This window comes from Enterococcus sp. ARL09-542 (assembly GCF_005234805.1).
GTDB classification, from domain to species: Bacteria; Bacillota; Bacilli; order Lactobacillales; family Enterococcaceae; genus Enterococcus_D; species Enterococcus_D gallinarum.
Window position 1 is genome coordinate 181,223 of record NZ_QPQX01000002.1, and the last position, 23,841, is coordinate 205,063.

Genomic DNA, 23,841 nt, shown 5'->3' on the forward strand with positions numbered 1-23,841 from the left:
CAATAAGTCTAAAAGAATGAGGTGCTTCTATGCCATTACTGGTTTTGATTGGTGCTCAGGCTGTTGGAAAAATGACTGTCGGTCGCGAACTTTAAAAAAGAATTGATGGTAAATTACTATTTAATCATCAAACTATTGATTTATTTGCCAATTATCTTGGGTATACGCCTGCGGCATTTAAGTTGTCTGATTCCACTAGGATCGAACTTTTCAAAGCATTTGTGGCTGGTGAACAGAATACAGTTAAGACAATCATATTTACTGTTTTAGTGGGATTTGATCAGAAAGAAGATATTGCTTTTTTACACAAAATTTGTGAGATCTTTTTAAGCGCTGGACAACCGGTTTATTTTGTTGAACTTGTTGCGCAATTAGAGGAGCGCATCGCACGTAACCGTCAGGAAGCACGTTTAAAAGCGAAGCCGTCAAAACGGGATCTTGCTTTTTCGCATCAAGAACTTCTTACTTTTAATGAAAAATACCGTTTGGAAAGCCATTCGACGGAATTGGCATCCCTTTTTCCAAAAGTAAAAACGATGAAAATCGATAATACTGAGTTGTCACCCGAAATGGTCAGCCAGAAAATTATTGCTAACTTCCAACTTGAATGAAAGATAAGAAGGACACTAATCTTAGGAAAGCAGATTAGTGTCCTTCTTTATTCTTATTTTAGTCAAACATCCGATGTCGCTGTGAAAAAACCATCAGAAAAAGAAAAGACTTCCCCAAGCACTTCTATTACTGATGGTTATTAAAATTCACGTTGCCTTTTTATGATAAGCGACGTGTATTGACACTACCAAATCTATTTTTTCATTCCTTCATGAATATTATGACTATCGTATAAAAATGAATAATCAGCTGATTCGAGTTTCCTTCTATAAAATCATCTTTCTACCTGATATCCTATCACTTAGGGAAAAAATAGTATAATCACTTTTTGCACTGGAACATGAAAAAAAAGAAATTAAAGACTTTACCACTTTTTTATTCTCAGTACTTGAAAAGCTACTCCATCTAACTGATCAATCAATCGTACTAACTCCTGTCACCGGTACAAGCATTTCTAAGTTCATTGACCATGATCATGGTCAATCAAGTCTGTCAATCCGCATATATCTATATTAGTACTACTGATTATTTATCTTTTTATAGAGACTTATAGCCCTTTCAATGCTGCGCTGTTTATTTGGCGATTGAAACGTTATGTGATTTTTTTAGTTGAACATAAGCAATATTCAAAATAAAGCCGACGACTGCCAAAGCAATTGCTGTATAGAATGCGTTTGTAAAATCTCCATTGTTGCTGGCAGCCATTCCTGCTGCTACTCGTGGTCCAAAGAAAGCAGCTGTAGAATAACCAACAAAGACGATTCCATAGTTGACTCCTTGGTTAGCTGGTCCGTAATTTTCCATTACGATCGATGGGAAAACCCCCATCACTCCGCCAAAGCAGAGTCCTAGCCCAATGATTCCCACTGCAAAGATCATCGCTGCACTTGAAAGTGTCAAAACGAGTAAAGATAACGCAACGACACCGTAAATGATCATCAATGTATTGGAACGCCCAATCTTATCAGAAACTGTTCCCCAAATCACTCGACCTAAGCAATTGCTTAAAGAATATAGACTAACATAAAAAGCGGCTGTTGTAGCTGTTAATCCGAACATTTCCTGCCCAATCACAGCAGCATTGGAAGCAATCATCAAACCAGAAAATGCACCAACACCGAGCATCAAGATAATCAAATAAAAAGCAGGTGTTTTCATCATCTCTTGCCAGGAATAATTTGCTGCGGTTCCTTTAGCCGCAGAAGTTTGTGGGACCCATCCTGCTGGACGATAATCTGCAGGGGCTTTTTTGATAAAGAAACTTGCCATTACAACGACGATCATATAAGCAATACCGATAAAACGAAAAGCAGTCAACACATCTCTTGATTCAATAATTGCATTCGCGATCGGTGCGGCGATGATGGCTGCACCGCCCATACCTGCAGTGATCAATCCTGAAGCAAGTCCACGTTTGTCTGGGAATAAACGAATCGTATTACTTAAGCAAGCAGAATAAGCAAATCCTTGACCAAGACCTGAAAGCACACCATAAGTTAGATAGAGCATCCCAGGTGATTCCACAAATCCAGTTAAGAAGAAACCTAGCGCAAATAATAAACCACCAAAAGTAATCGTCCATTTTGCCAATCCACGGTCGGTCAAGAATCCTCCTAAAATCATTGTGATAGGTCCGACAGCAGCATTGATTGTAAATGCCAGCATGATTTCTTCCATTGTCCAATTTTTTAGTTGACTAAGCGGTCCAGCGAAAACGCTAAATGCATAAACGGCACCTGTACATAACAGAACAGCAGTTGAAGCAATCAAGACTAGCCAACGGTTGAGTTTTGTTTCCATGTTTTACCCCCAAAAAATAGTTTTGTTTAAATAAATTGATTGAATACACCTCATGTTACTTATTTCACATAACGTTTTGAAAGAAAATGTGCAGTGCGATTCTCTGCACATTTCTTTTAACCTATTAAAAATTTTCTGCAACTGCTGTCTTACCAGCGATCCGTCCAAAGGTAAAGATATCAGTCAATGAGTTACCACCAAGGCGATTTCCTGCATGGATTCCTCCTGCTACTTCACCAGCTGCATATAGACCTTTGATCACTTGATTTTCTTTTGATAACACATGGGTTTGTGTATCGATCTTTAACCCCCCCATGGTGTGATGTACTGCCGGTTTTCTTGGAGTTGCATAAAATGGAGCAGTCGTTACTTTAAGATCAAACACATCTTTGCCAAATTCAGGATCTTTTCCTGCATCGACATAGGCGTTGTATGCAGTGATCGTTTCTTTCAAGATGGTTGGATCAACATTAATTTGTTCTGCTAATTCTTCAAGGGTATCGGCGCGGAATAATGTTCCGTTAGCTACTTGTTTGTCGATTTTTTCTTGGGACGTATTGTACGCTGTTTTCTTGATTTCTTCATCAGCAATCAAATAGAATAGGCCACCATTATCGATTGCTGCTTGTGTCAATACATCACGGCTTTCATATTCATTGACGAAACGTTTGCCTTCTTGATTGACCATCACAAAGTTTGCGGGAGGTACTTGCAGACCGCTGAATAATGCTCCCGTATTCGGATCAGATACCGGCATCATTTGTGAGAAGCCCATTCCAACTAGATCCGCACCGGCACTTTCCCCTAGTTTGATACCATCCCCTGTGATTGCCGGCGAATTGGAAGTTTTGATGTCATCTTCGATTTCAGTCCAATACGTGTTGTACTGCTTCAGCATTTGTGTATTCGCACCGAAGCCACCAGAAGCTAAGATAACTGCTTTGGCATGGATCGTTACTTTTTGTCCATTGCGACCTTCCCCAATGATCCCTACGACTTGTCCCTCTTCGATGATCAATTCTTTGACTGGTGTGTCAGTAAGAATTTTTCCACCATTTTCATTGACGAAATTGTGTAGGGCAGAAACAAAAGCGTACCCTTCATTTTTCAATGGTTTATGGCCTCGGCGCCATTTTGCTCCAACCGGCATATCGACATGTTTGTAATCAAATTCAACGCCGATTTCTTCTAGCCATTTCACAGACTCTAGTGCACGATCAGTTAGGATTTTTACTAAGTCATATTGACCGTAAATCACATTTCCTTCTAAGTCGGTCCGTTTGCCGCCTAAATAAGTTTGGATACGATGCCAGATGGCAGAGTCAAATAAGAATTCTTTTTCTGGAGTCGTTGCTTGTAAATACGTTGTGATTTGTTCTTTCAACAATCGAAAATCAGCCAAGTATTCTGCATCAATGGTTGCTTCATCTACGGCAATGATTTCTTCTAGCGCAGCCCGTTCACCTGGAAGCGCAGCAAATGTTTTTTGCCAATCCGGATCTGCGGCATTCATTGGTCCACCCGTGCGAACGGTGTTCCCACCGATGGCTGGGTATTTTTCAACTAAAATCACCTCTTTGCCTTCTTGGAGGATACTTGCTGCGGCACTCAATCCTGCCCCACCACCACCGACAACGATGATATCCGTGGTGTAAGTTTCATCTTCCGTTTTTAGCGCACTGGCTGCCTTAGGACGTTTTCTTAAAACATCTGGGTTTGCACCAGCCATTTTCACTGCTTTCGCGACACCATCAACGACACCGTTACTGGTAACGGAAGCACCTGAGATCGCATCGACGTTCAATGTTTGGCCTTCAATGATTTCTTGTGGAACACGCGCAAAGACTACATCTGCGATTCCTTCCGATTCACCGGAAGTATCGATATTGATTGCTTCGATCCGTTCTTCACTTAATGTAACCACCATTGGTAAATCACCATTGTGTCCTGGTGCCGTGACAGTATAATCCCCAGGCTGATAAACTACTTCTTCGGGAACATTCAAGATATTAGCAACTTCTGTAAAGCGAATGAATTTTCTGAAACAGCTTTCCAAAAAGTCAACAGTCCGTTGATCTTTCAGCTGCCCATTTTCATCGAATGCTTGATGCGCACGACCTAAAAGAAATTCATTACCAGGCATAACCGTTGCATTGACACCAGGTGCATCAAGAATTTGACGCAAGTGTAGTTGTGCCCGTGAAGAACCTTGGACGTCATAAGAAGCACCCACGATCATCACTGGTTTGCCATCAAACGGGTGTAGATTGAAGGACAACCACTCTAAGACACTTTTTAGTGCGGATGGAATGGAATGATTGTGTTCTGGTGTCGCGATAATCACGCCATCGGCAGCCAAAATTTTCTGATTTAATGTTTGAATGACTTCACTATTGGTTTGATCCTCTGTTTCATTGAACATAGGAACTTGATCAACTTCTAAAATTTCGATTTCTGCTAAATCGGCAAATGCTTGTTGCATATATGTCACCAGTTGGCGATTAGTCGATTTCTTTGCATTTGTACCGATCATACCGACAAATTTCATGGACATTTCCTCTCTTTCTTATACCTGTTCCCAAGAAAATTTCTTTGAGCGCTCTTTGGCAGTCGAATATTCACTGACGAGACGATTCGTGATTTCCACGAATAATTTGAATTCATTGAAGCAGTCTTCTAATTCAGCGACTTTTTCCTCATCTTTTAAGCATCCTTCTTCATCAAAGGCTTGCATCGAATGACCGAGTAAAAATTCGGCACTAGGCATGATTCGTGCTTTGACTTCCGGTGCATCAAGAATTTGGCGAAGGTGTGCTTGCGCTCGGGAAGAACCTAAAGCACCAAGTGAGGCACCAGTGATCATCACTGGTTTGTCGATCAAGGGACGGGTCGTATAAGAAAGCCATTCAATCATGCTTTTTAGTACTGCTGGAATGGAATGATCGTATTCAGGTGTACTGATAATCACGCCATCAGCAGCCTCGATTTTTTCTGCTAATTCTCGAACTGCTTCAGGTGCTGTTCTGTCTTCTGGTTCATTGAATGCTGGCAGATCTTTGATTTCGCAAAGCTCGATTTCTGCCTGATCTTTGAAATGGGTTTGGATAAATTGCAATAACTGGCGATTGGTCGAACGTGCAGAGTTAGTGCCAACGATTCCGATCAGTTTCATACTCATCTCTCCTAAATGTGATAAATTTAACAATTGATTCGATTATAACTCGCTTTTAGATCAATTGTTTCAAAAGTTAATCGTACAAATAGTCGTCTTAGAAAGATAAAAATGGTCAAACTCAGCTTAAATCTCTCTGATTTCATTCCGATAGAAGAATCTGAAGGACAATTTATTTGTTCCAATTAAGCACTTCTACAGTTTAGTCTGACCATTTACATTTGTGAAATATTTATTTAATTATATTATGATAACTTTTTTGTTATAATAGACATATTTCTACGGAAGGAGCAACTTCTATGTCTCTTAAAGATTCCCATTTGATGCTGCAGTACATCGACACATTACTAAAGTACAATAACTATACCAAAGCAGCGAAAGACCTATTTATTTCTCAGCCTTATCTTACGCAAGCCATCAAAAAAGTCGAACAAGAGTTGGGAACGGCCATCATTATTCGTCAGTCAGGTGTTTTGCATTTGACTGAAGCCGGTAAAATCTATTATCAATACCTTGAAACATTGGAAACCGCTTCCGCGAAATTTCGTCATCGGTTACTGCGCTACACATCACCAGAAACCAAAACATTGCGATTGGGTATCTTGCCCAGTCTGGGCTCGTTCTTGCTCCCACTTTTTTTACCTGACTATTTGGCAGAACACCAGGATGTGTCCGTTTTTTTGCGTGAAGATTTGCCGAAGCACAATGAGAAACGTTTATTAAGTAATCAATTGGATTTTTTTGTTGGCCAGAACCCGGAGACTATTTCACCTAATTTGACGACTTACGCCACAAAGAGTGAAAATTATTTTGCGATCATCCCCCCTATTTTGCCTTTGTATCAAGCAAACAAAAAATTTCTCTCTCAAGACAGTGTTTCAATGAAAGAACTGTTACAAAGCCCGTTGATATTGACGACAAGCGGCTCCGCGATTCGTCGGCAAATTGATCAATTATTGAAAAAGTACAAAGTTGAACCAACCATTCTCGTAGAAAGCAGCAATATTTATACTGCAGCAGCACTTGCTGAAAACAATCTCGGGTTGGCCATCGTTCCTGAAAGTGTTTTACAAGCAGCGACAATGACGCCTTTCAACCTTTATCCGATACCTGAAGAAATGCTAACGTTAAATTATTTTATCGCTCATCAAGCAGAGCGTCCGTTATCGATAGCTGATCAAAACTTGATTCGCTATTTTCTAGAAAAAGTATGATCGCTAAAACCGCCATCAAAAGTCAAAAAAACATACTCAAAGAAGAAAGAGTCAGAAGTAATGGTATGTCAAACGAGCTAAACAGATTAAGCAGGTACTTTAAGATCGTGCAATTGCCAGGGGGCGCAGTCGTTCTGCTATCTTGTTTCACCAGTTTAAATACTTCATTTTACTTCATTTACCAGACTCTGAAAGCTGCTTTGTCAAGGCAGTTTCGTCTCTATCTTTGAGTATGTTTCAATTAGACTTTTTGATTCGTTTCAGGTAACTCAATCAGTGATTGTAGCGTAGAGGGATAAAGCAATTGGCCTTGTCGGGTTACGATTAATCCAGTGATGCCATCGAGTTGGCTGAGTTGTTTCATGATTTCTTCAGGTTTTTTACCAAAGAGACGTGTGGTCCAAATTTCGCCATCCACTGAACGATCGGAAATAATCGTGATACTTGCTAACGCTGATTCTATCGGATAACCGGTTTTACGATTGAAAATATGATGATAGGTCTTACCGTCGACGGTGTGGGAACGTTCATAGATCCCTGAGGTTACGATAGAACGATCGCGGATTTTTAAGGCTGCCACGAAATTTCCTCTTGGCAAAAAAGGATTCTGAATTCCGATACGCCATAAGTGATCCGCATGATTTGGTGTTTCACCAAAGGTAACAACATTCCCGCCCAGATCAATCAAAGCGGCACTGACACCAGATTGCTTAAAAAAATCTGCCAGCTGATCTGCGAAATAGCCTTTGGCCACAGCACCTAGGTCTATTGACATACCGGCAGCTAAGGCAACGCTCTGCTGTTTGTTATCCAATTCGATTCGTTGAGGATCGGTCACCTGTAGTAATTCCGTCACTTTTTCGGCAGTCGGCACTTTGGCATCTGAGAAACCAATACGCCACTCCTGAATCAGGGGTCCCATCGCGATGTTCAAGAAACTATCCTCTGGCAAGCTGTGCTCTTTTGCTAAGGCGATCAAAGCAAACAAGTCTTTGGCTACTTTGGTCGGCTGAATTCCGGCGTTTTGATTGACTTTCATCAGATCTGAAGCAGGATCATTGGCACTAAACCGTTTTTCAAACGCTCTGATTTGTTGGACTGCTGCTTCCAAAATTGGTGTGGGATCTTCATGTTGGATCCAAAGCTGAATGATCGTTCCCATCGCTTTGACTTGTCTTTTTCCTTCTTGCATCCGTTCGTTTCGCCCCTAGTTTTTTTTGTTCATCATAGCAGTTTTTCAGAAAAAATTGAATGCCTTTAGCAAATAAATGCAACTATAAGAAAGTCGCGGACAGGCTTTAAAACATTAAATCACCCGGTTCAATGAAATCATTTCGATCAATCCTTGCGCCGCTTCTGAACCTTTATTGCCCGCTTTGGTTCCGGCCCGCTCGATGGCTTGTTCGATAGTTTCTGTAGTTAGAACGCCAAACATGACTGGAATGTCTGCCGCTAATCCAACTTGGGCCACGCCTTTCGCGACTTCATTGCTAACAAGCTCATAATGGGTAGTCGCACCGCGGATAACTGCACCCAGTGTGATCAAGCCATCGTATTGCTTCACGTTGACTAATTTTTTTGTTATATAGGGAATTTCAAAGGCACCGGGTACCCAGTAAACATCAATGTCTTCTTCTTTTACTCCATGCCGTATCAAATTGTCTTGGGCGCCACTCAAAAGTTTCGCCGTAATAAACTCGTTAAAACGCGCAACCACGATCCCTACTTTCATTCCTTGTCCGTCAAATGTTCCTTCAAATTGTGTCATGTTGTGCTCTCCTTCTTTCTCAAAGTGATAATAAATGATGGAATTTTTCTTTTTTTGTTTGAAGATAACGATTATTTTCTGCAACTGGAGTTATTTCTAACGGAATTCTTTCAGCAACATGAATGCCATGAGCTTCTAACTCGGTGATTTTTTCTGGATTATTTGTCAGCAAGCGAATCGTATCGATGCCAAGAGACTTCAGAATAATCGCCGCAAAACCATAATCCCGTTCATCTGGACGAAAACCTAATTCAACATTGGCTTCATACGTATCCAAGCCTTTTTCCTGTAATTGATACGCCTGCAGTTTCTGTTTCAAGCCGATACCTCGGCCTTCCTGACGCAAATACAAGATGGCTCCGGTACCTTCTTTTTCGATTTGACGCATGGCTTCATGTAGTTGTTCCCCGCAATCGCACCGCTGGGATCCGAAAACATCTCCGGTCAAGCATTCTGAGTGAAGACGAACCAATAATGGTTTTGCGGGATTAGTCAAATCCCCTTTTGCTAATACTAAGTGTTCAAGATGATGCTGATCTTCAAATAAGGTTAAATCGAAGGATCCAAATGCGGTTGGCAATTGAACGGTTAACTGACTTGTTGCCATATAAGTCGCTAACTCTTCGATAGTGATCATCGGCAGCTGCCATTTTTCCGCGAATTGAGCCAATTGTGGGCGGCGAGCCATCGTGCCATCCTCATTTAGAATCTCACAAATATAGGCCGCTTCACTTTGATTGGTCAATTTTGCTAAATCCAATGCAGCCTCGGTATGGCCCCTTCTTTCCAGCACCCCGCCTATTCTTCCGATCAACGGGAAAATATGACCTGGTTTTTGAAAGTCCTCTTCCTTAGTTTGAGGATTAGCCAATGCTCGGATCGTTCGCGCGCGTTCTTCAGCAGAAATTCCTGTTGTCGTTGAACGGTGATCGACACTTATAGTGAAGGCTGTTTTGAAAGTATCCGTATTTTGCGCGACCATTTCAGTTAGCTGCAAGCGGTCAGCTAGTTGAGCTGAGATAGGTGCGCAAATCAACCCTCGAGCAAATTTCGTCATAAAATTCACGCTTTCCATCGTAGCTAGATTAGCGATCCCAACAAGGTCTCCTTCCGCTTCCCGGTCGTCATCATCAGCAACAATAATTAATTGCCCATTTCTTAAATAGTCTAATGCTGTTTCGATTTTATTTTTACTCATAGGACATTTCCTTTCTTCCGCCACGGATCAGTTGATTGGCTTTGACATATTTTCCTAATAGATCTGTTTCAACATTCACTGCTTCACCGCGGTTAAGTCGCCCCAGATTGGTTTGATTTTTGGAATGAGGAATCAGTCCAACGGAGAAATAGCGCAGTGTGGTCTCGATAATCGTCAAACTAACCCCATTCAATGCGATAGAGCCCTGTGGAATGATCTCATTTCTCAGTTCGTCGGGATAAGCAAATGTCAGAATCAGCGCATTCTCCAACACACGCTTTTCTAGCAGCGTTGTCGTAGTATCTACATGACCTGCCACCAAGTGTCCTTCCAAGCGGCCGTTGAAAGCTAACGCTCGTTCCAAATTGACTTCGTCATTGATTTTTGCGGTCGAAAAGGTGGTTCGTTGATAAGTTTCCGGCATGATCTCGACAGTGAATTCTTGTTTGCCAGTCTTGATCGCTGTCAAACATACGCCATTGATCGCCATACTATCACCAACCCGATAATCCGTTAACAATGCTTCAGAAGCATGACAAGTCAATGCAATGGTGCGACCACTAGGCACGATCCGTGTGATCTTACCCTTTTCTTGAATGAGTCCGGTAAACATTTTCCTGCCTCCTTCCAACGATCCTTAACTCTTCTCCGACCGGTTCAACAGTGACTTCCGTTAGCGCAAACATCTGATTCACTTCTCGAGAACTAGCAAAACTCGCTGTTCCATTGCCGCCGATAAGTTTTGGCGAAAGATAGGTGATAACTTGATCCCAATAACCATCCGCCAGAAAGGCATCATGAATGCTGCTTCCGCCTTCAACATAAACCGATTGAATCTTGCGTCGATACAATTCTTTCATGACAAACGAGAGAGTCAGTGAAGGCATGGTAATGATATTCACGTGATTTGAGAAAACAGATTGGACTTTTTTCGTAGTAAAGACCAGTACAGGACTACTGGTATCCTCAAAAAGAGTTAGCTGCTGTTTCAAGGTTTCTCCTTTACGATCTAGGACCACTCGATAAGTCGGAAAGGCAGCCTCTGTCCGCAAAGTAGGATTATCGATTAAGGCAGTGCGGCTCCCTATCAAAATAGCCTGGTAGTCTGAACGTTCCTGACGAACCCGGCGCAATGCAGCTTCACCGGTTATCCTTGCTCGCTGACCAGCCAAAGCGATTTTTCCATCAAGTGTGGTTGCTTGCTTTAAAGCCACAAAAGGACGTTGCTCTTCGTGATACGTATTATAGTGGCGATTGATTTCACGTACCTCCTTTTCTAAAACACCGGTGATCACTGCTACTCCTTGTGATTCTAAAAACGCTTTGCCCTTGCCAGATACCAACGGATTGGGATCCAATTGACCAATTACCACTTTTTTGATGCCGCTTTGTAGAATAGCAGTTGTACAAGGTGGCTGTTTTCCGTAATGGTGGCAAGGCTCAAGGGTCACATAAATGGTTGAATCAATTAGTTTTTCGGGGGAACTACATGAATCGATGGCGTTCTTTTCCGCATGTGGCTGGCCATAAGCCATGTGGCTGCCTACAGCAACTATTTCCTCATCTTTCACAATGACAGCACCGACTAAAGGGTTCGTGAAGGTTTGTCCTTTGCCTTTTAGTGCTTCGGATATGGCGCGCTTCATATACGTTTCATGCATAAACATTCCTCCTTTCTTTAAATAAAAAGACCTCGTGCATAAGTACACGAGGTCTTGATTAGACAAACTCAAAGAAACGATGACAAAAAGGATAGACTCCTCCCGTCAATATTCTTGTAAGTTTTTCTTCTCCCATCCAGACTTTAACTGTCGGTTCCAGAGTTTCACTGGATCAACCGCACGAATGCGGGTCACGGACTTCAAGCATTGCTTGTCACCGTCGGTCGGGAATTACACCCTGCCCCGAAGAAACATATTCAATTCACGTTAGATACTACTATTTTTTAATTCAGGTGTCAAACCCCTCTTCTATCCTTTTTAAATAACAATTAAGGAAAATGTTTAAGTACAACATTCGCCGTTATCGGAGAAGACTTTAAAAAGTTTTTTAGGAATTAGCGGCCTCCAAACAAACAATTAAATGAGGTTCCCCGGATAAATTATTTCTCTTTTTATATTTTATTTATTTCGATTGAATAACACGTTTTTCGAACAGATAAAAAAAGACTTTTAAAGAGTTTAAGAAACACTCTCTTTAAAAGTCTTGTGAATGGAATAAATATGTTATTTTGCTGTAGTGAAATAAAGTTTCTGACTCGTTAAGTTTTCCAAAGAAAGCAGAAAGAAACTGGCAGCTAATAAATTGGCACTTCCGCCGGGTGAAACATTTTGCTGTTGACAATAGTTGTTCAATGCTTCAAAAGCGGCGCTAGGAATGGGCTGTTTATTGGCTTGCTCCACAATGCCGTCAGAAGTACTAAAGTATTCTTTATCTAACAAGTTTTGATTTTGATAAATGTTTCCTACTACCTCTAATCGGTTTCTAGCACTCATCAACTCTGTATCATAAATATGCTTCCCTTTGATTCTATATGCACCGCTATCGATTCTGTATACTTGTACATAGCTGTGCCAGTAAGTATCACTGTAATTAACGGATGAACTTGTATGCAAAAGAACATCCCCCTCAAAAATCTCCACGCCGTTCTTGTCTTTCAAGCCAGTGGATTGCATGAGGAATGAATCAATTGCTGGAAAAGTATGATCTTCTGGATAATCTCCGCTTACATCAAGTATGTTTGTACCGTCATCATCTAACTCAAAACAAACGCCTTCTGTACTTGGATAAATCATTCTGTCATTTTCTTTATCCCACGCTCTAAATTTTGGTACCATCTTATCCCTCCTGCTCCAAAGGCATTATTTCAATTTGTGTGAATGTATCCTTTTTTTCTTCGATTTCTTTCGCCAACTTCTTCGCAAGTTTTAAACTCTCGCAAACCTTTTTCAGTTGAACTCTCCCAGAAAATGGATTCTCAACATAAACTAAATACACAAAACTATTCTTAGACATCTTATCCCTCCTGTTTGCTATCGCTGACGATTGCGGAAATTTACTACTATCTTTTATTATTTACCGTCTTGCAATACTGTAAGGGTTGCTAACTTTCCTTAATGATATAATTTGATTATTAATTAAAAAGGAGTCTTTTTATGGACAAAGTAAAAGAAGTAGTTTCAGTAATACTAATATTTGCTTTGATATATTTTTTGTTGTGTCTCGTCGCATCTCTCATAATCAGTTTTTTTAGATTAGTTTTTAAAAGAGAACCTTTCTTTGTAAACTTTAAAGAATTGTTTCTTAACTTGTTTTTAGAAATTTTGAATCCTTTTAATTATCTGTTCTGATTAAAGCATTTCGTCGGATAACTGACTTGGTAAAATATAAAATATGTTACAATACCTAAAAGGAGGTATTGCTTTGGGAACTTTTTTAGCTTTTATTTGGTATATTTTTATAGGATTTATGCTTTATGGAATCATCAGATTGGCAGTTAAACACGGAATTTCCGATTCCAAAAAAAATAATTTATGATTCTGTTGCTACTCTTTTAGAGTAGTTTTTTTATTTCCGCAATTTTTGGTGGGTAACTGACTAAACCAGCGATCCGTCAACTGCCAATAATGTCGGTTCATTGTCATTAATACAATCAAAAACTTGCACCTCTGCCTCTTCACTACCGACTGGCTCCCCTGTTTGTTCACTCACTGTATTCGCAACTTTTGTAATGGCAACTGTCGTCTCAAGTTCTTTCATACTAGCTACAAAGTCCTCTTTATCTTCTACGTCACACACTACTTCTTCATAAAATTCCATACATTTTCCCTCATTTCAGCTGCTACAATTGCAAAATATGGCTCATTAATTTCAAAAAATCTCATTTTTCATCTTCCTTTCTAGTTGTGTATTTCTGTCGTTACTAAATTTTCATATCTACAAACATTTATAGTATTTATTTATTTTGTTTGTTTATTATGGTACTTTATTTAAAAGGAGTGATTCTATGGCGAACAATATTGAATTTGAAGTTGAAAAAGTTTATAAAGGCAGAACCAACGAAATCTTTGTTATTACTGATCCCGAGACACAGGTACAATATATTCAAACAATTGTTATCGGTTCTGACGGAAAAGGCGTCGCAATTACACCAAGACTAGAGCCAGATGGAAGTATTCATTATAAGGATTAATTAGATCAACTTGTGTTGGTCTTTTTTCTTTCCAAGTTGGTAATTTCTTCCAATTGCTGACTAACGACCGCTAACGAATTTCCTCAGACTATGCAGACCTCTGCCACGTCTTTTCGATTTCCGATTAATCCAAGTACCAGTTGTTCCCCAATAATCAATCATGCCTTTTGGCGTATTGATCGCAAATTGATGATTATTGGATAATGGGTAAACTCAAAACCCAAAGACTTGATATTTTTTATCGCTGAATCGCCCATGCGCATAACATGCTGCTTTCTACGCTCTTTCAGGTAAGGCTTCGCATCTTTCCAGTATTCAGCCATTTCTCCCATAAAATACCTTCTTTCTTCCGATTACAAACCCCTTATTTAGCCAAAATCATATTTTTCAGCTTAACAACAGTTTGATCACCAAGAACTTTCTGCCGCCACTCGTCCTGTTCTTTGTGACAGACAATAATTCTCACATGTGCCGATTTCTCATAAATTTTCAGACATTCCGCTCTAACCAATTCCGAAAATCCTTCGATGGCACAGTTGTAGATCTTGCCGACTTTTACTTTCGTTTTTGCTGGTCTGACCTTCGGTTGAATCTCGAAGCGACGTCCTTCTGGATGAATAACAAAAGAGTCTTGTATTCTCATGATTTTTCCTCATAAAACTTACTTTCGATAAATAGTCCAGTTTTTCGGTCATATTTAGCCAATATCAATTCGATTTGGTACCTAAAACAAAATAGTTTAGCTTTTATTTTAAAAGCCTCAGTTTGAACTCCTTTAACATCAACCGCTTGGACCAATTTGTTTCCATCCCAAAATGTGAAGTCCGGAGTATAAGTGATTGAACGTATGGTTTTATTCCCTATGCGAAATTTGGGTTGAAGCTCGGATTTTTCTTGTAATCGAAGTTCAAGACCATTGGTTTCCGCATATTTAGCAGCGAATGGAAGGTATCGTGCTTCAGCAACACTATCGAATTTAATGCCATTGACAACAGTTTTTCGATTGCTATATTTTGGTTTCTTGGATAGTTTAGTTGCTCTCATACTGCCGCACCTTCTCTTGCCATCAGTCCTCGATATAGCAACTTGGCTTCTTGCCACATTGATTCAGTGGTTCCGGCAGTGAGAAACTCGCCATAGTGCGTCTTCGATACTTTTCCCAAGCTGATTCGAGTGTGACGATACATTACCATGAAGATTCGAAAGCGGACCTCTTCTGGCTGATTGCTGTCAAGGATTCGCTTAACGTTTTCCATCAAGTTCTTGTGACTAGGGTCTAATGCAGCGTAGATTTGCTTAATTACAGTGATTCGGTTTAATTGATCAATTTCCAAATGGATCATCCCCCGCTTCTTTTCGTAGTCGTTCCATGATCTCAGCTTCCTTTTGAGCGTTATATCCTTCTGGATCGTTGAGCCATTCTGGGATAGGTTCTGTGCGAATTGGTTTCTTAGAATAGCTATTTTGGTTCTTGTGCCTTACATCATCTGCTCTAACATCCGCCATAGTTTTGATATTTTTCTTTACCCAGCTTTGCATAATTCCTTTGGCATATCCGTATGACTTCTGGTCTATAGCAGACCGTCTCATAGCCTCACAAACCATTTCTTCGCCAATATCCTCAACCCAATGACGTAGATCATCAGCAACTAATCCGTTAATCACTCCAAAGACTTCTTGATAGAGCTGGAAAGGATTAGCAGCAGCCGGAGCGCTCTGCGCATTCTCTGCTGTTGCTGGTGATGATGCTGGTTGCGTTATCGTATCGATACCATATCCATACCCTATCGATACGGTATTTTCTTTTGGTTTCAAAGTTTGGATAGGGTATTTATATTCTTGACACTTCTTGATGACCTCAATCTCAAATTCAAGTGTCTTTATCTCCTTTAATTCTTTGTCGATGACCGCTGCGACTTTAGGAGATCTGGCGCTGTTGTATTTGAGCCAGTTGACTATCATCAACTCTTCCGACTTTTCATTAAAGACGATTCGGCCTTCGCTAACGAGGAAGTCAATGTTTGTTTTTATTTCTTCTGCAGTCATATCTAGTTCAAACGTTGCATATCTCAGATTGAATTCATAAACACCACATTGAGTTGTGTAATCATTCGATAAGAGATATAGGAAAAAAAGTTTTTGATCTTTGCTCCATTCACCGACTCGTTTGTCTTTCCAAAAAGTGGTATGGAGTTGTCTATAAATAGCCATTCTTTAAGCGACTCCTCCTTATTCCAATAAATCGCCTACTTCTAAAAATCCTGTTAAAGACTTATGTTGGCGACAGTATTCACATTTCCCGCACATTTTCGGCGCTTCTTCTCCATTTTTCACTCGTAAGATATGAGGTAATTCTTGTTCCAATAATCGAAGTTCAAAATCAAAGCGTCCAGGATAAATACTGATACCAGCAATATCAGGAGGCGACTCTTTTGTTACTGCAAAGATATAAGGTGTAATTTCCCTGTTATAGGTTTGTTCGAGTAAGTTTTTATAAACAGCCATTTGTAGAATATAGCCATATTGCTCAACAAACGAAACGTAGCCACTATATTTTTGTGACCAGTATCTCTGAGAAAGACTCCGAGTCGTTTTTAAATCAACAAGATAACCTTTCTCTAAATTGAAACAATCAATTCTGGCTTTCCATTCCGTATCAAATAGCGTTCCTGTTAGAATCAGTTCTTTCTCGCCTTGATAGACAAAACGAAAAAATCATCATATTCTAAGGTTTCAATCATATTGATCGCCTGAGCAAACTCTGCCCGTTCTGATCCATTCTTTTTATAAATAGCACTTGCATTCTCTTGTATAAATTCTTGATGTGCCTCAGGAGACTTAAAATAGGAATGGACATAGTTTCCAACTAGTAAAGTCGTAGGATCACTCTCTGGCGACCATTCTTCTTTTAATTTTGCCAAAGTCGCTGCTTCGCATTCTTGAAATGTTTTGAATTGGCTGACTGACATATACTGCCAGTCAGCTTCATTGCTATAATAGTTCTTCTTGTTTAAGTCCATCGGTATCCGTCACCTTCGCTTCTTTCAAAGGATCTTTCTTTGTTTGAGAAAATTCTTGTTCTAGTTTCGACGATTCTTTCTTTTCGGCGGTCGGAACCTCAAACCAATCTTCTACTTTACTCATGCCATGAGTGTTGCTGATTACTTTGATTATTGGTTTGAAAACTACGTTGAAAAAAAGCTAAAATACAATACTCAGAAAAATTATCTAAACATCATTAATAAATACATTAAACCAGAAATAGGCAAGTATTACTTGAGCTCTATCGGCCCCTCTCGTCTTCAAGATTTAATGAACAAGTTACCCAATGGATTTGACCGCCCTCTTGCTAAACATTCCGTAGAAATTGTACTTACTGTTTTAAAAGGAGCATTTAAAAGAGCTGTCTATCCATGGCAAGCAATCAATTCAAATCCTATGGTATACGTTGAAATGCCAGCCTTCGAAAATAAACCCAAACAAACAAGGGATGACATGAAAATTATCACTATGGATCAGTATCAAAAAATACTTGAATTTAATCCCCCATCCAGTCCTTTCAGATTACCACTCATGATTGGCTTTCATACAGGATTGCGGAGAGGTGAAGTATGTGGTCTACAGTGGTCAGATATTTCTTTGGATGAGCGAACAATAACAGTAGATCGAATAATGTTACAGGACAAGCATGGAATTCAGCTTGGCACTCCCAAAACACAAGCAAGTTTCAGAACAATAGCAATTGATGATGTATTAGCAGCTGAATTAAGAAGAGCAAGAAAGAGTCAATCAGAGAATAAACTTAGGTATGGTAAATTCTATTACGATTCAACTTTTGTCTGTACAAAAGACAATGGCGAACCAGTGACACCAAATTCTATTAAATGGCACTCTTCTCGAATAAAAAAGGAACTCGGAATTGATTTTAATTTTCACTCTCTTCGACATACTCACGCTACCATGCTTTTAGAAGATGGAGTCAAGCCAAAAATTGTTCAAGAAAGATTGGGCCATTCAAGGATTGCTACTACAATGGACAAATATGTCCATGTAACTAGAAAGATGAAAACAGAAGCCGTTGATATATTCGCCCAACGATTGAAAAAATCCGCTGAAAGATAAAAAAATTGTCGCCCATTTAAATTTATGGGCGACAATCGGGCGAATGTTTTTGAAAATTCACAAAGAAACAACAATTGTTTTCAAGAACCCCTTGCTATTTCTTCGGTTCATCCTCATCCATTTTCAGAACGGCCATAAAGGCTTCCTGTGGAACTTCTACTGAACCGATTTGTTTCATGCGTTTCTTACCTTCTTTTTGTTTCTCTAGGAGTTTCCGTTTACGAGAAACATCCCCACCATAACATTTCGCTAAAACATTTTTGCGCAGAGCCTTGATATCGGAGCGAGCCACGATTTTTTGGCCAATCGCTGCTTGTATCGGTACTTCGAATTGTTGACGCGGGATGAGTTTTTTCAATTTTTCTACGATGGCTTTTCCGCGTTCGTAGGCAAAATCTCGGTGAACAATAAAGCTTAATGCATCGACTTTTTCAGCGTTCAACAAGATATCCATTTTAACTAACTTGCTGGTACGGTAACCGGACATTTCATAATCCAGTGATGCATAACCTTTTGTGCTGGATTTCAGTTTGTCAAAGAAATCAAAGACGATTTCAGATAATGGAATTTCATAGACGACATTGACCCGATAATCATCTAGGTAGTCCATGGTGACAAAATCTCCCCGCTTACGCTGTGAGAGTTCCATAACCGCACCTACATAGTCATTTGGTACCATGATTTGTGCTTTGACAAAAGGTTCTTCGACATTTTCAATAGTACCTGGTTCAGGGAAATCTGCTGGATTATCGACTGTCACGGTTGTTCCGTCTGTCTTGTTGACATGATAGATAACAGAAGGCGCTGTCGTGATCAATTCCAAATTGAACTCACGTTCTAAACGCTCTTGAACAACATCCATATGCAAGAGACCTAGGAAACCACAACGGAAACCAAAGCCTAGCGCTTGAGAAGTTTCAGGCTCGAATTGGAGTGCCGCATCATTCAATTGCAGCTTCTCTAATGCTTCCCGCAGATCATTGTAACGAGAAGTATCGATTGGATAGAGTCCACAATACACCATTGGATTCATTTGACGATACCCTTCCAAAGCTTCTTGGGCTGGATTATTTGCTAGTGTCACAGTATCCCCTACTTGTGTATCTTTCACTGTTTTGATAGCTGCTGTGATATAACCAACATCTCCCACCATCAATGCATCCCGTTGGATCGCTTTAGGTGAAAATACCCCAACTTCGGTGACATCAAAGGTTTTTCCATTACTCATCATTTGAATTTTATCCCCAGGTTTGACCATCCCATCCATGATACGGACGTTCAGAACAACCCCTCGATAAGAATCGTAGACAGAATCAAAGATCAATGCTTTCAATGGCGCTTCAATATCTCCAGCTGGTGCCGGTACATATTCGACAATTTGTTCTAAGATATCTTCGATGCCAATTCCGGCTTTGGCACTAGCTAAAACCGCTTCACTTGCATCGATACCGATAACGTCTTCGATTTCTGTACGTACTCGTTCTGGGTCTGCTGCTGGCAGATCGATTTTATTGATGACTGGTAAGATCTCTAAGTCGTTGTCCAGAGCCAAATAAACATTGGCTAATGTTTGAGCTTCAATCCCTTGAGCTGCATCCACAACCAATACAGCACCTTCACACGCAGCCAAACTCCGCGATACTTCATAAGTGAAATCCACGTGTCCTGGTGTGTCGATCAAATGGAAAATATAGGTTTCACCATCTTTTGCGGTATAATTCAACTCAACCGCATTCAATTTAATGGTGATTCCCCGTTCCCGTTCTAAGTCCATGGAGTCTAATAATTGATTTTGCATTTCTCTGGACGTTACCGTATGAGTTTGTTCCAAAATCCGATCGGCTAGCGTAGACTTTCCGTGGTCAATATGAGCGATAATGGAAAAGTTACGAATCTTTTCCTGTCGTTTTTTCATTTCTTCTATATTCATGGATACGTTCCTCATTTCTTTTAGTCAGCTTTTCTATTATACCAACGAAATGCTGATAATTAAAGTATTTTTCTTGACCGATATCTAAACAAATTTGTTCAGGTTTTGCTATACTATAGCTAGTAAATAAATTGGAGTTGAAAGAATGGACAATAATTTTCATCAAGATTTGCATATTCGACCAGTAGAAGAAAAAGATGTCGATCAGTTCAATGAGCTTCTAAGCTATGTTTTTCAAATCACTGAGTCGGACATCGAGGAAAGCGGTTATGAAAGCAAGCGTGAAATGATCAAATCAAAACGACCAATCTTGGAATTATCTAAAGTGTTCGGGTGGTTCAACGGTGATCAGCTTGTTTCACAAATTGCTGTCTATCCCTGTGAAGTGAACATTCATGGAACTCTTTACAAAATGGGCGGCGTGACCGGTGTCGGAACTTACCCTGAATATGCGGGACATGGACTGATGAAAGACTTGATCAAACTCGCTCTTGAAACGATGCGAGCAGATCAGCAATGGATCTCTTATCTCTATCCTTATAATGTTCCTTATTATCGTCGTAAGGGCTGGGAGATGATGTCAGATAAATTAACCTTCAAAATACGTGATACCCAGTTACCAAAAACGGTGGAAGTTCCAGGGATCGTTGAACGAAAAGAGGTAGATGATCCTGACGTTTTCACTGTCTATAATCAATTCTCAAGAGAAAATCATGGCGCATTACAGCGGACCGCTTTCCACTGGGAAGAATACTGGCGCTACGAAAACGAAGAAAGCCGAACAGCAGCTGTCTATTATAATAAAAGTGGTCACCCCACTGGTGTGCTTTTTTATTGGGTCGCCGAAGAAGTCTTTCACGTAAAAGAAATGTTTTACTTGAATCAAGAAGCCCGCAATGGATTATGGAACTTTATCTCGGCTCATTTCTCTATGGTCTACTGGGTCAAAGGCGATATCTATAAAAATGAACCTTTGGCTTTCTTGTTGGAAGACAGCCAAATCAAAGAAACGATCGAACCTTACTATATGGCACGCATCGTTGACGTAACAGAGTTTTTGAAAAAATTCCCCTTTAAAGCATTCGATCAGCCTTTTCATTTCGTTGTCTCCGATCCTGTTGCTGAATGGAATAATGGTATTTTTGGATTGAACTATGCTAAAGGTGAAGTCATCGTTTCGAATGATCCGATCGGAAAAGCGGTCCAATTAGATATCCAAACGTTAACTTGCGTACTGATGAATTATCGAAGACCTGCGTATTTGGCTCGAATCGAGCGTCTCCATACCGATTCGGATACGTTACAGTTATTGGAGACTATTATTCCTGATATGGAAGCTTATTTTGGCGACTATTTTTAATCATGTTGATAAAATGAAGGAGAATGAAAATGAATATTTACTTTGCAGCCCCCCTCTTTGCTAAAAGTGATCTGCTTTATAATGCCGATCTAGTCAATCAAATCCGAAGCACCTATCCACAAGCAGATATCTATTTGCCACAAGAAAATGCATCCATTAATGATAAGTCTGCTTATGCTGATAGTAAAATGATAGCTCAAGCTGATACAGAAAAAGTTTTGGAAAGTGACCTAATGATTGCATTATTAGATGGTCTAACGATCGATCCAGGCGTAGCTTCAGAAATCGGCGTGGCTTTTGCCAAAGAAATCCCTGTCTTAGGGTTATATACAGACAGTCGCCAACAAGGAGCAGATAATCAGCAAAAGATTACTGCACTGAAAACTGTAGCCGAAAATCAATTTCATTATTTGAATCTCTATACAGTCGGTTTGATCAAACTGAATGGAGAGATCTATTCTTCAGAAAACGCTTTACTAGAAGGCTTGGCTGCCTATCTCGGGGAGGAACAATAAATGGGTGAGAATTATAAACGTTTATTAAAACTATTTACACTATTTGGCTTCCTTGTTTTCGCATTTTCTGTTTGGGAATTCTTTCGAGGTGTCTATCCTAAACAGCAAGCACTGATTTTTCTAGTTCAAGCATTACTAGGTATTTTGTTGATCTATGTACCTGAATTCAGTAAAAAGCTGTTCCGTATTCAACTGCCCAATGCGACTATTTACTTTTATTGGTTCTTTCTGTTGATCTCGGTCTTTATGGGAACGATTTTGCATCTGATTGAAATTATTTCCTTCTGGGATAAAGTACTGCACACAGTTAGTCCGATGGTTCTGACAGCAGTTGGTTATGGGCTGATCTGTATGTTCCTAAAAGATGTTCCAGTACGAGAAGTTTCTCCATGGCTTTTTCTTCTGATGGGATTTGCTTTTGCAGGCCTGTGTGGTGTTTTTTGGGAGTTCTGGGAGTTTATCTGCGATTCGCTTGGTGGAATGAATCTGCAGCGCTATGCGACGCTAGAAGGCACCCCATTCATTGGCCGCGAGGCATTGATGGATACGATGGGTGATCTTTTGACCAACACGATCGGAGCTGTATTGATGGGATTGATTGCTTACTTCCAAGGGCGAGGCAAGCCTGATTATTTTGAAAGCTATCGTATCAAAAAAATTGAACAGTGATTTTTATCAACTGTCTGAACTAATAAAATTAGTTCAGACAGTTTTTTTATCCGAATGATTTCGCAAAAACTAATTTTGACAATGATCTTTTTTTAGCAAAAATCTCCCAAATTCATTGAACCCGCTTTCATTAATAAAGGAATAAACGTTATTTAATAATTTATGTTATTGGACGAGTCCTCTTTATACCAATAATTGCAAAAAGAATTGCCTGAAATGCAGTGTATTTGATTTCACGATTTTCAAAAGGTCTGTTATAATATTTAACAATAAGTCGACCTGGAAGTCAGTAAGGAGATCGCCATGATTTTGACGGTATTTTTTCTTTTGTGCTGCATGATCTTTTCATCTATTACCTATGCCTTTTCTAAAGATGCACGAAAATTCGTCCAACCCCTGCCTATTAAAATCATTTTCATTGCTTCTGCGGCGATTGCCGTTTGGACAATGTTCTTTTCCGTGATTGCGCTAGTAGCTTGGGTCGTTTAAAAAAGCATTCTTGCATGTTTCGAGTGAAGACTCGCTCCTGTGCAAGAATGCTTTTTTACTGTGCTTTTAAAATAATGAAATTTCACTTAATGGCCAGTAACGCAAGATAACTTTTCCTTGCATTTGATCGGCATCCACCACACCGAAAGAACGGCTATCTCTTGAAATCAGACGATTGTCTCCCATAACAAAATATTTTCCCTTAGGGACGGTAATAGAGAAATCTTCAGTGAATTGGGTTGCACTGGCCGCGATTTGCTGGAATAATTCCCGGTAGCTATATTCCTTTTGCAACTGATCATCCGCAAATTGCTTCTTAAAATCTTCTAAGTACTCTTCGTGATACTCTTTGCCATTGATTGTCAGGACGTCATTTTTCATCTCGATTTTATCTCCAGGCAAACCAATTAGGCGTTTCACCGCAATTTTACTGGTATCATCCGGTTCTACGCAAATAATCACGTCTTGCCGCTGATAACTTGAAATCTTGGAAGCAATCAAGCGTTGCCCATCAGACAAAGTCGGATCCATTGAATGCCCGCTGACTTTGACAGGCGTTAAAATAAACAATCGAACGACAACAATCACCACAATAAAAGCGAGAATAAACCAATTCTCTTTTAAAAATTTCTGCATCTTATTTTATTTGCTCCTTCAACTATTTTCTCAGTAGATCCTTCATTAGAAAATAGACCTGCGTTTTGCGTTTACTTCTCAATCTTACGTTTAATTTGCCTTTTCGGCAAGTAAAATCTTTTTACGAAAGTTTTTTTTTAGGAGAAATTTACCAATCTTTGTTT

General features: G+C 39.9%; 27 protein-coding genes, 2 pseudogenes and 1 riboswitch. Of the genes and pseudogenes, 8 read left to right on the plus strand and 21 right to left on the minus strand.

The genetic code is table 11. From position 1 onward, the window contains the following. Positions 1–29 precede the first annotated feature (29 nt). Positions 30–611 (plus strand): annotated as a pseudogene (locus DVW06_RS03345) (hypothetical protein). A gap of 574 nt (positions 612–1,185) precedes the next feature. Here the strand turns inward: DVW06_RS03345 and DVW06_RS03350 are convergent. The 3 genes from DVW06_RS03350 to DVW06_RS03360 all read right to left on the minus strand — a co-directional run bounded on the left by DVW06_RS03350 (position 1,186) and on the right by DVW06_RS03360 (position 5,584). Next, a complete protein-coding gene (locus tag DVW06_RS03350; protein WP_137264407.1) occupies positions 1,186–2,412 on the minus strand; it encodes an L-lactate MFS transporter in 1,227 nt (408 codons plus the stop codon). 124 nt (positions 2,413–2,536) lie between these two features. After that, positions 2,537–4,960, minus strand: a complete 2,424-nt coding sequence (locus tag DVW06_RS03355; protein ID WP_137264427.1) for a flavocytochrome c — start codon at positions 4,958–4,960, stop codon at positions 2,537–2,539. 18 nt (positions 4,961–4,978) lie between these two features. Further along, a complete protein-coding gene (locus DVW06_RS03360) occupies positions 4,979–5,584 on the minus strand; it encodes an NADPH-dependent FMN reductase (protein ID WP_103300839.1) in 606 nt (201 codons plus the stop codon). Between the two features lie 299 nt (positions 5,585–5,883). Here DVW06_RS03360 and DVW06_RS03365 point away from each other — a divergent pair, with 299 nt between their 5' ends. Then, a complete protein-coding gene (locus DVW06_RS03365; RefSeq protein WP_137264408.1) occupies positions 5,884–6,798 on the plus strand; it encodes a LysR family transcriptional regulator in 915 nt (304 codons plus the stop codon). Between the two features lie 241 nt (positions 6,799–7,039). Here DVW06_RS03365 and DVW06_RS03370 read toward each other — a convergent pair whose 3' ends face one another. The 8 genes from DVW06_RS03370 to DVW06_RS03400 all read right to left on the minus strand — a co-directional run bounded on the left by DVW06_RS03370 (position 7,040) and on the right by DVW06_RS03400 (position 13,583). Beyond that, entirely contained in the window at positions 7,040–7,990 is a 951-nt protein-coding gene (locus DVW06_RS03370) for an FAD:protein FMN transferase (RefSeq protein ID WP_137264409.1), read from the minus strand. A gap of 114 nt (positions 7,991–8,104) precedes the next feature. Then, a complete protein-coding gene (gene ribH / locus DVW06_RS03375; RefSeq protein WP_003126533.1) occupies positions 8,105–8,566 on the minus strand; it encodes a 6,7-dimethyl-8-ribityllumazine synthase in 462 nt (153 codons plus the stop codon). A gap of 19 nt (positions 8,567–8,585) precedes the next feature. Beyond that, complete coding sequence (locus tag DVW06_RS03380) at positions 8,586–9,764, minus strand: bifunctional 3,4-dihydroxy-2-butanone-4-phosphate synthase/GTP cyclohydrolase II (protein WP_005471510.1); 1,179 nt, start codon at positions 9,762–9,764, stop codon at positions 8,586–8,588. After that, positions 9,757–10,377, minus strand: a complete 621-nt coding sequence (locus tag DVW06_RS03385; RefSeq protein ID WP_021149731.1) for a riboflavin synthase — start codon at positions 10,375–10,377, stop codon at positions 9,757–9,759. The genes DVW06_RS03380 and DVW06_RS03385 overlap by 8 nt, the downstream gene beginning before the upstream one ends. Beyond that, positions 10,346–11,425, minus strand: a complete 1,080-nt coding sequence (gene ribD / locus DVW06_RS03390; protein WP_137264410.1) for a bifunctional diaminohydroxyphosphoribosylaminopyrimidine deaminase/5-amino-6-(5-phosphoribosylamino)uracil reductase RibD — start codon at positions 11,423–11,425, stop codon at positions 10,346–10,348. The genes DVW06_RS03385 and ribD overlap by 32 nt, the downstream gene beginning before the upstream one ends. A 120-nt stretch (positions 11,426–11,545) precedes the next feature. After that, positions 11,546–11,680, minus strand: a riboswitch (FMN riboswitch). A gap of 309 nt (positions 11,681–11,989) precedes the next feature. Further along, a complete protein-coding gene (locus DVW06_RS03395) occupies positions 11,990–12,601 on the minus strand; it encodes a YopX family protein (RefSeq protein ID WP_003126529.1) in 612 nt (203 codons plus the stop codon). A gap of 1 nt (position 12,602) precedes the next feature. Further along, a complete protein-coding gene (locus DVW06_RS17175) occupies positions 12,603–12,779 on the minus strand; it encodes a hypothetical protein (protein WP_003126528.1) in 177 nt (58 codons plus the stop codon). Positions 12,780–13,361: 582 nt separating this feature from the next. Next, the gene (locus tag DVW06_RS03400) at positions 13,362–13,583 is read right to left on the minus strand and encodes a hypothetical protein (protein WP_003126527.1); all 222 of its coding nucleotides are present in this window, start codon (positions 13,581–13,583) and stop codon (positions 13,362–13,364) included. Between the two features lie 187 nt (positions 13,584–13,770). Here DVW06_RS03400 and DVW06_RS03405 point away from each other — a divergent pair, with 187 nt between their 5' ends. Beyond that, positions 13,771–13,956: a DUF6440 family protein gene (locus DVW06_RS03405; RefSeq protein ID WP_003126526.1), complete on the plus strand. Its 186-nt coding sequence runs from the start codon at positions 13,771–13,773 to the stop codon at positions 13,954–13,956. 158 nt (positions 13,957–14,114) lie between these two features. Here DVW06_RS03405 and DVW06_RS17180 read toward each other — a convergent pair whose 3' ends face one another. From DVW06_RS17180 to DVW06_RS17395, 7 genes and pseudogenes are all read right to left on the minus strand, one after another. Further along, positions 14,115–14,288 carry a hypothetical protein gene (locus DVW06_RS17180; RefSeq protein ID WP_003126523.1) on the minus strand — a complete coding sequence of 58 codons (174 nt, stop codon included), beginning with the start codon at positions 14,286–14,288 and terminating at the stop codon, positions 14,115–14,117. A 32-nt stretch (positions 14,289–14,320) separates the two neighbouring features. Continuing rightward, positions 14,321–14,599 (minus strand): hypothetical protein, encoded by a 279-nt coding sequence (locus DVW06_RS03410; protein WP_003126522.1) that lies wholly within the window; start codon positions 14,597–14,599, stop codon positions 14,321–14,323. Further along, positions 14,596–15,000, minus strand: coding sequence for a DUF1064 domain-containing protein (locus DVW06_RS03415; protein ID WP_003126521.1), 405 nt, complete (start codon positions 14,998–15,000; stop codon positions 14,596–14,598). The genes DVW06_RS03410 and DVW06_RS03415 overlap by 4 nt, the downstream gene beginning before the upstream one ends. Then, the gene (locus tag DVW06_RS03420) at positions 14,997–15,299 is read right to left on the minus strand and encodes a hypothetical protein (RefSeq protein WP_003126520.1); all 303 of its coding nucleotides are present in this window, start codon (positions 15,297–15,299) and stop codon (positions 14,997–14,999) included. Before DVW06_RS03420 ends, DVW06_RS03415 begins: the two co-directional genes overlap by 4 nt. Then, positions 15,280–16,167, minus strand: coding sequence for a DnaD domain-containing protein (locus DVW06_RS03425; protein ID WP_137264411.1), 888 nt, complete (start codon positions 16,165–16,167; stop codon positions 15,280–15,282). The genes DVW06_RS03420 and DVW06_RS03425 overlap by 20 nt, the downstream gene beginning before the upstream one ends. A gap of 18 nt (positions 16,168–16,185) precedes the next feature. Next, positions 16,186–16,976, minus strand: a pseudogene (locus DVW06_RS17820) (PD-(D/E)XK nuclease-like domain-containing protein). Next, positions 16,948–17,100 (minus strand): hypothetical protein, encoded by a 153-nt coding sequence (locus DVW06_RS17395; protein ID WP_021149739.1) that lies wholly within the window; start codon positions 17,098–17,100, stop codon positions 16,948–16,950. Before DVW06_RS17395 ends, DVW06_RS17820 begins: the two are co-directional and overlap by 29 nt. 3 nt (positions 17,101–17,103) lie before the next feature. Between DVW06_RS17395 and DVW06_RS03435 the strand changes: the two genes are divergently transcribed. Next, on the plus strand, positions 17,104–18,078 hold the full coding sequence (locus DVW06_RS03435; RefSeq protein ID WP_137264412.1) for a tyrosine-type recombinase/integrase: 975 nt from the start codon (positions 17,104–17,106) through the stop codon (positions 18,076–18,078). Positions 18,079–18,172: 94 nt separating this feature from the next. On the opposite strand, the gene lepA is transcribed toward DVW06_RS03435, so the two are convergent. Continuing rightward, entirely contained in the window at positions 18,173–20,008 is a 1,836-nt protein-coding gene (lepA, locus tag DVW06_RS03440; protein ID WP_003126516.1) for a translation elongation factor 4, read from the minus strand. Further along, positions 19,965–20,171 carry a hypothetical protein gene (locus DVW06_RS17400; protein ID WP_021149742.1) on the minus strand — a complete coding sequence of 69 codons (207 nt, stop codon included), beginning with the start codon at positions 20,169–20,171 and terminating at the stop codon, positions 19,965–19,967. Before DVW06_RS17400 ends, lepA begins: the two co-directional genes overlap by 44 nt. Here DVW06_RS17400 and DVW06_RS03445 point away from each other — a divergent pair. The 4 genes from DVW06_RS03445 to DVW06_RS03460 all read left to right on the plus strand — a co-directional run bounded on the left by DVW06_RS03445 (position 20,154) and on the right by DVW06_RS03460 (position 23,041). Beyond that, a complete protein-coding gene (locus tag DVW06_RS03445; protein WP_005471423.1) occupies positions 20,154–21,368 on the plus strand; it encodes a GNAT family N-acetyltransferase in 1,215 nt (404 codons plus the stop codon). The two genes, DVW06_RS17400 and DVW06_RS03445, sit on opposite strands and share 18 nt — an antisense overlap. A 29-nt stretch (positions 21,369–21,397) precedes the next feature. Next, entirely contained in the window at positions 21,398–21,883 is a 486-nt protein-coding gene (locus DVW06_RS03450) for a nucleoside 2-deoxyribosyltransferase (protein WP_005471421.1), read from the plus strand. Beyond that, entirely contained in the window at positions 21,884–22,552 is a 669-nt protein-coding gene (locus DVW06_RS03455; protein ID WP_003126512.1) for a hypothetical protein, read from the plus strand. It begins immediately after the preceding gene. Between the two features lie 303 nt (positions 22,553–22,855). Continuing rightward, entirely contained in the window at positions 22,856–23,041 is a 186-nt protein-coding gene (locus DVW06_RS03460) for a hypothetical protein (RefSeq protein WP_003126511.1), read from the plus strand. Positions 23,042–23,107: 66 nt separating this feature from the next. Here DVW06_RS03460 and lepB read toward each other — a convergent pair whose 3' ends face one another. Next, a complete protein-coding gene (lepB, locus tag DVW06_RS03465) occupies positions 23,108–23,677 on the minus strand; it encodes a signal peptidase I (RefSeq protein ID WP_003126510.1) in 570 nt (189 codons plus the stop codon). Positions 23,678–23,841 lie beyond the last annotated feature (164 nt).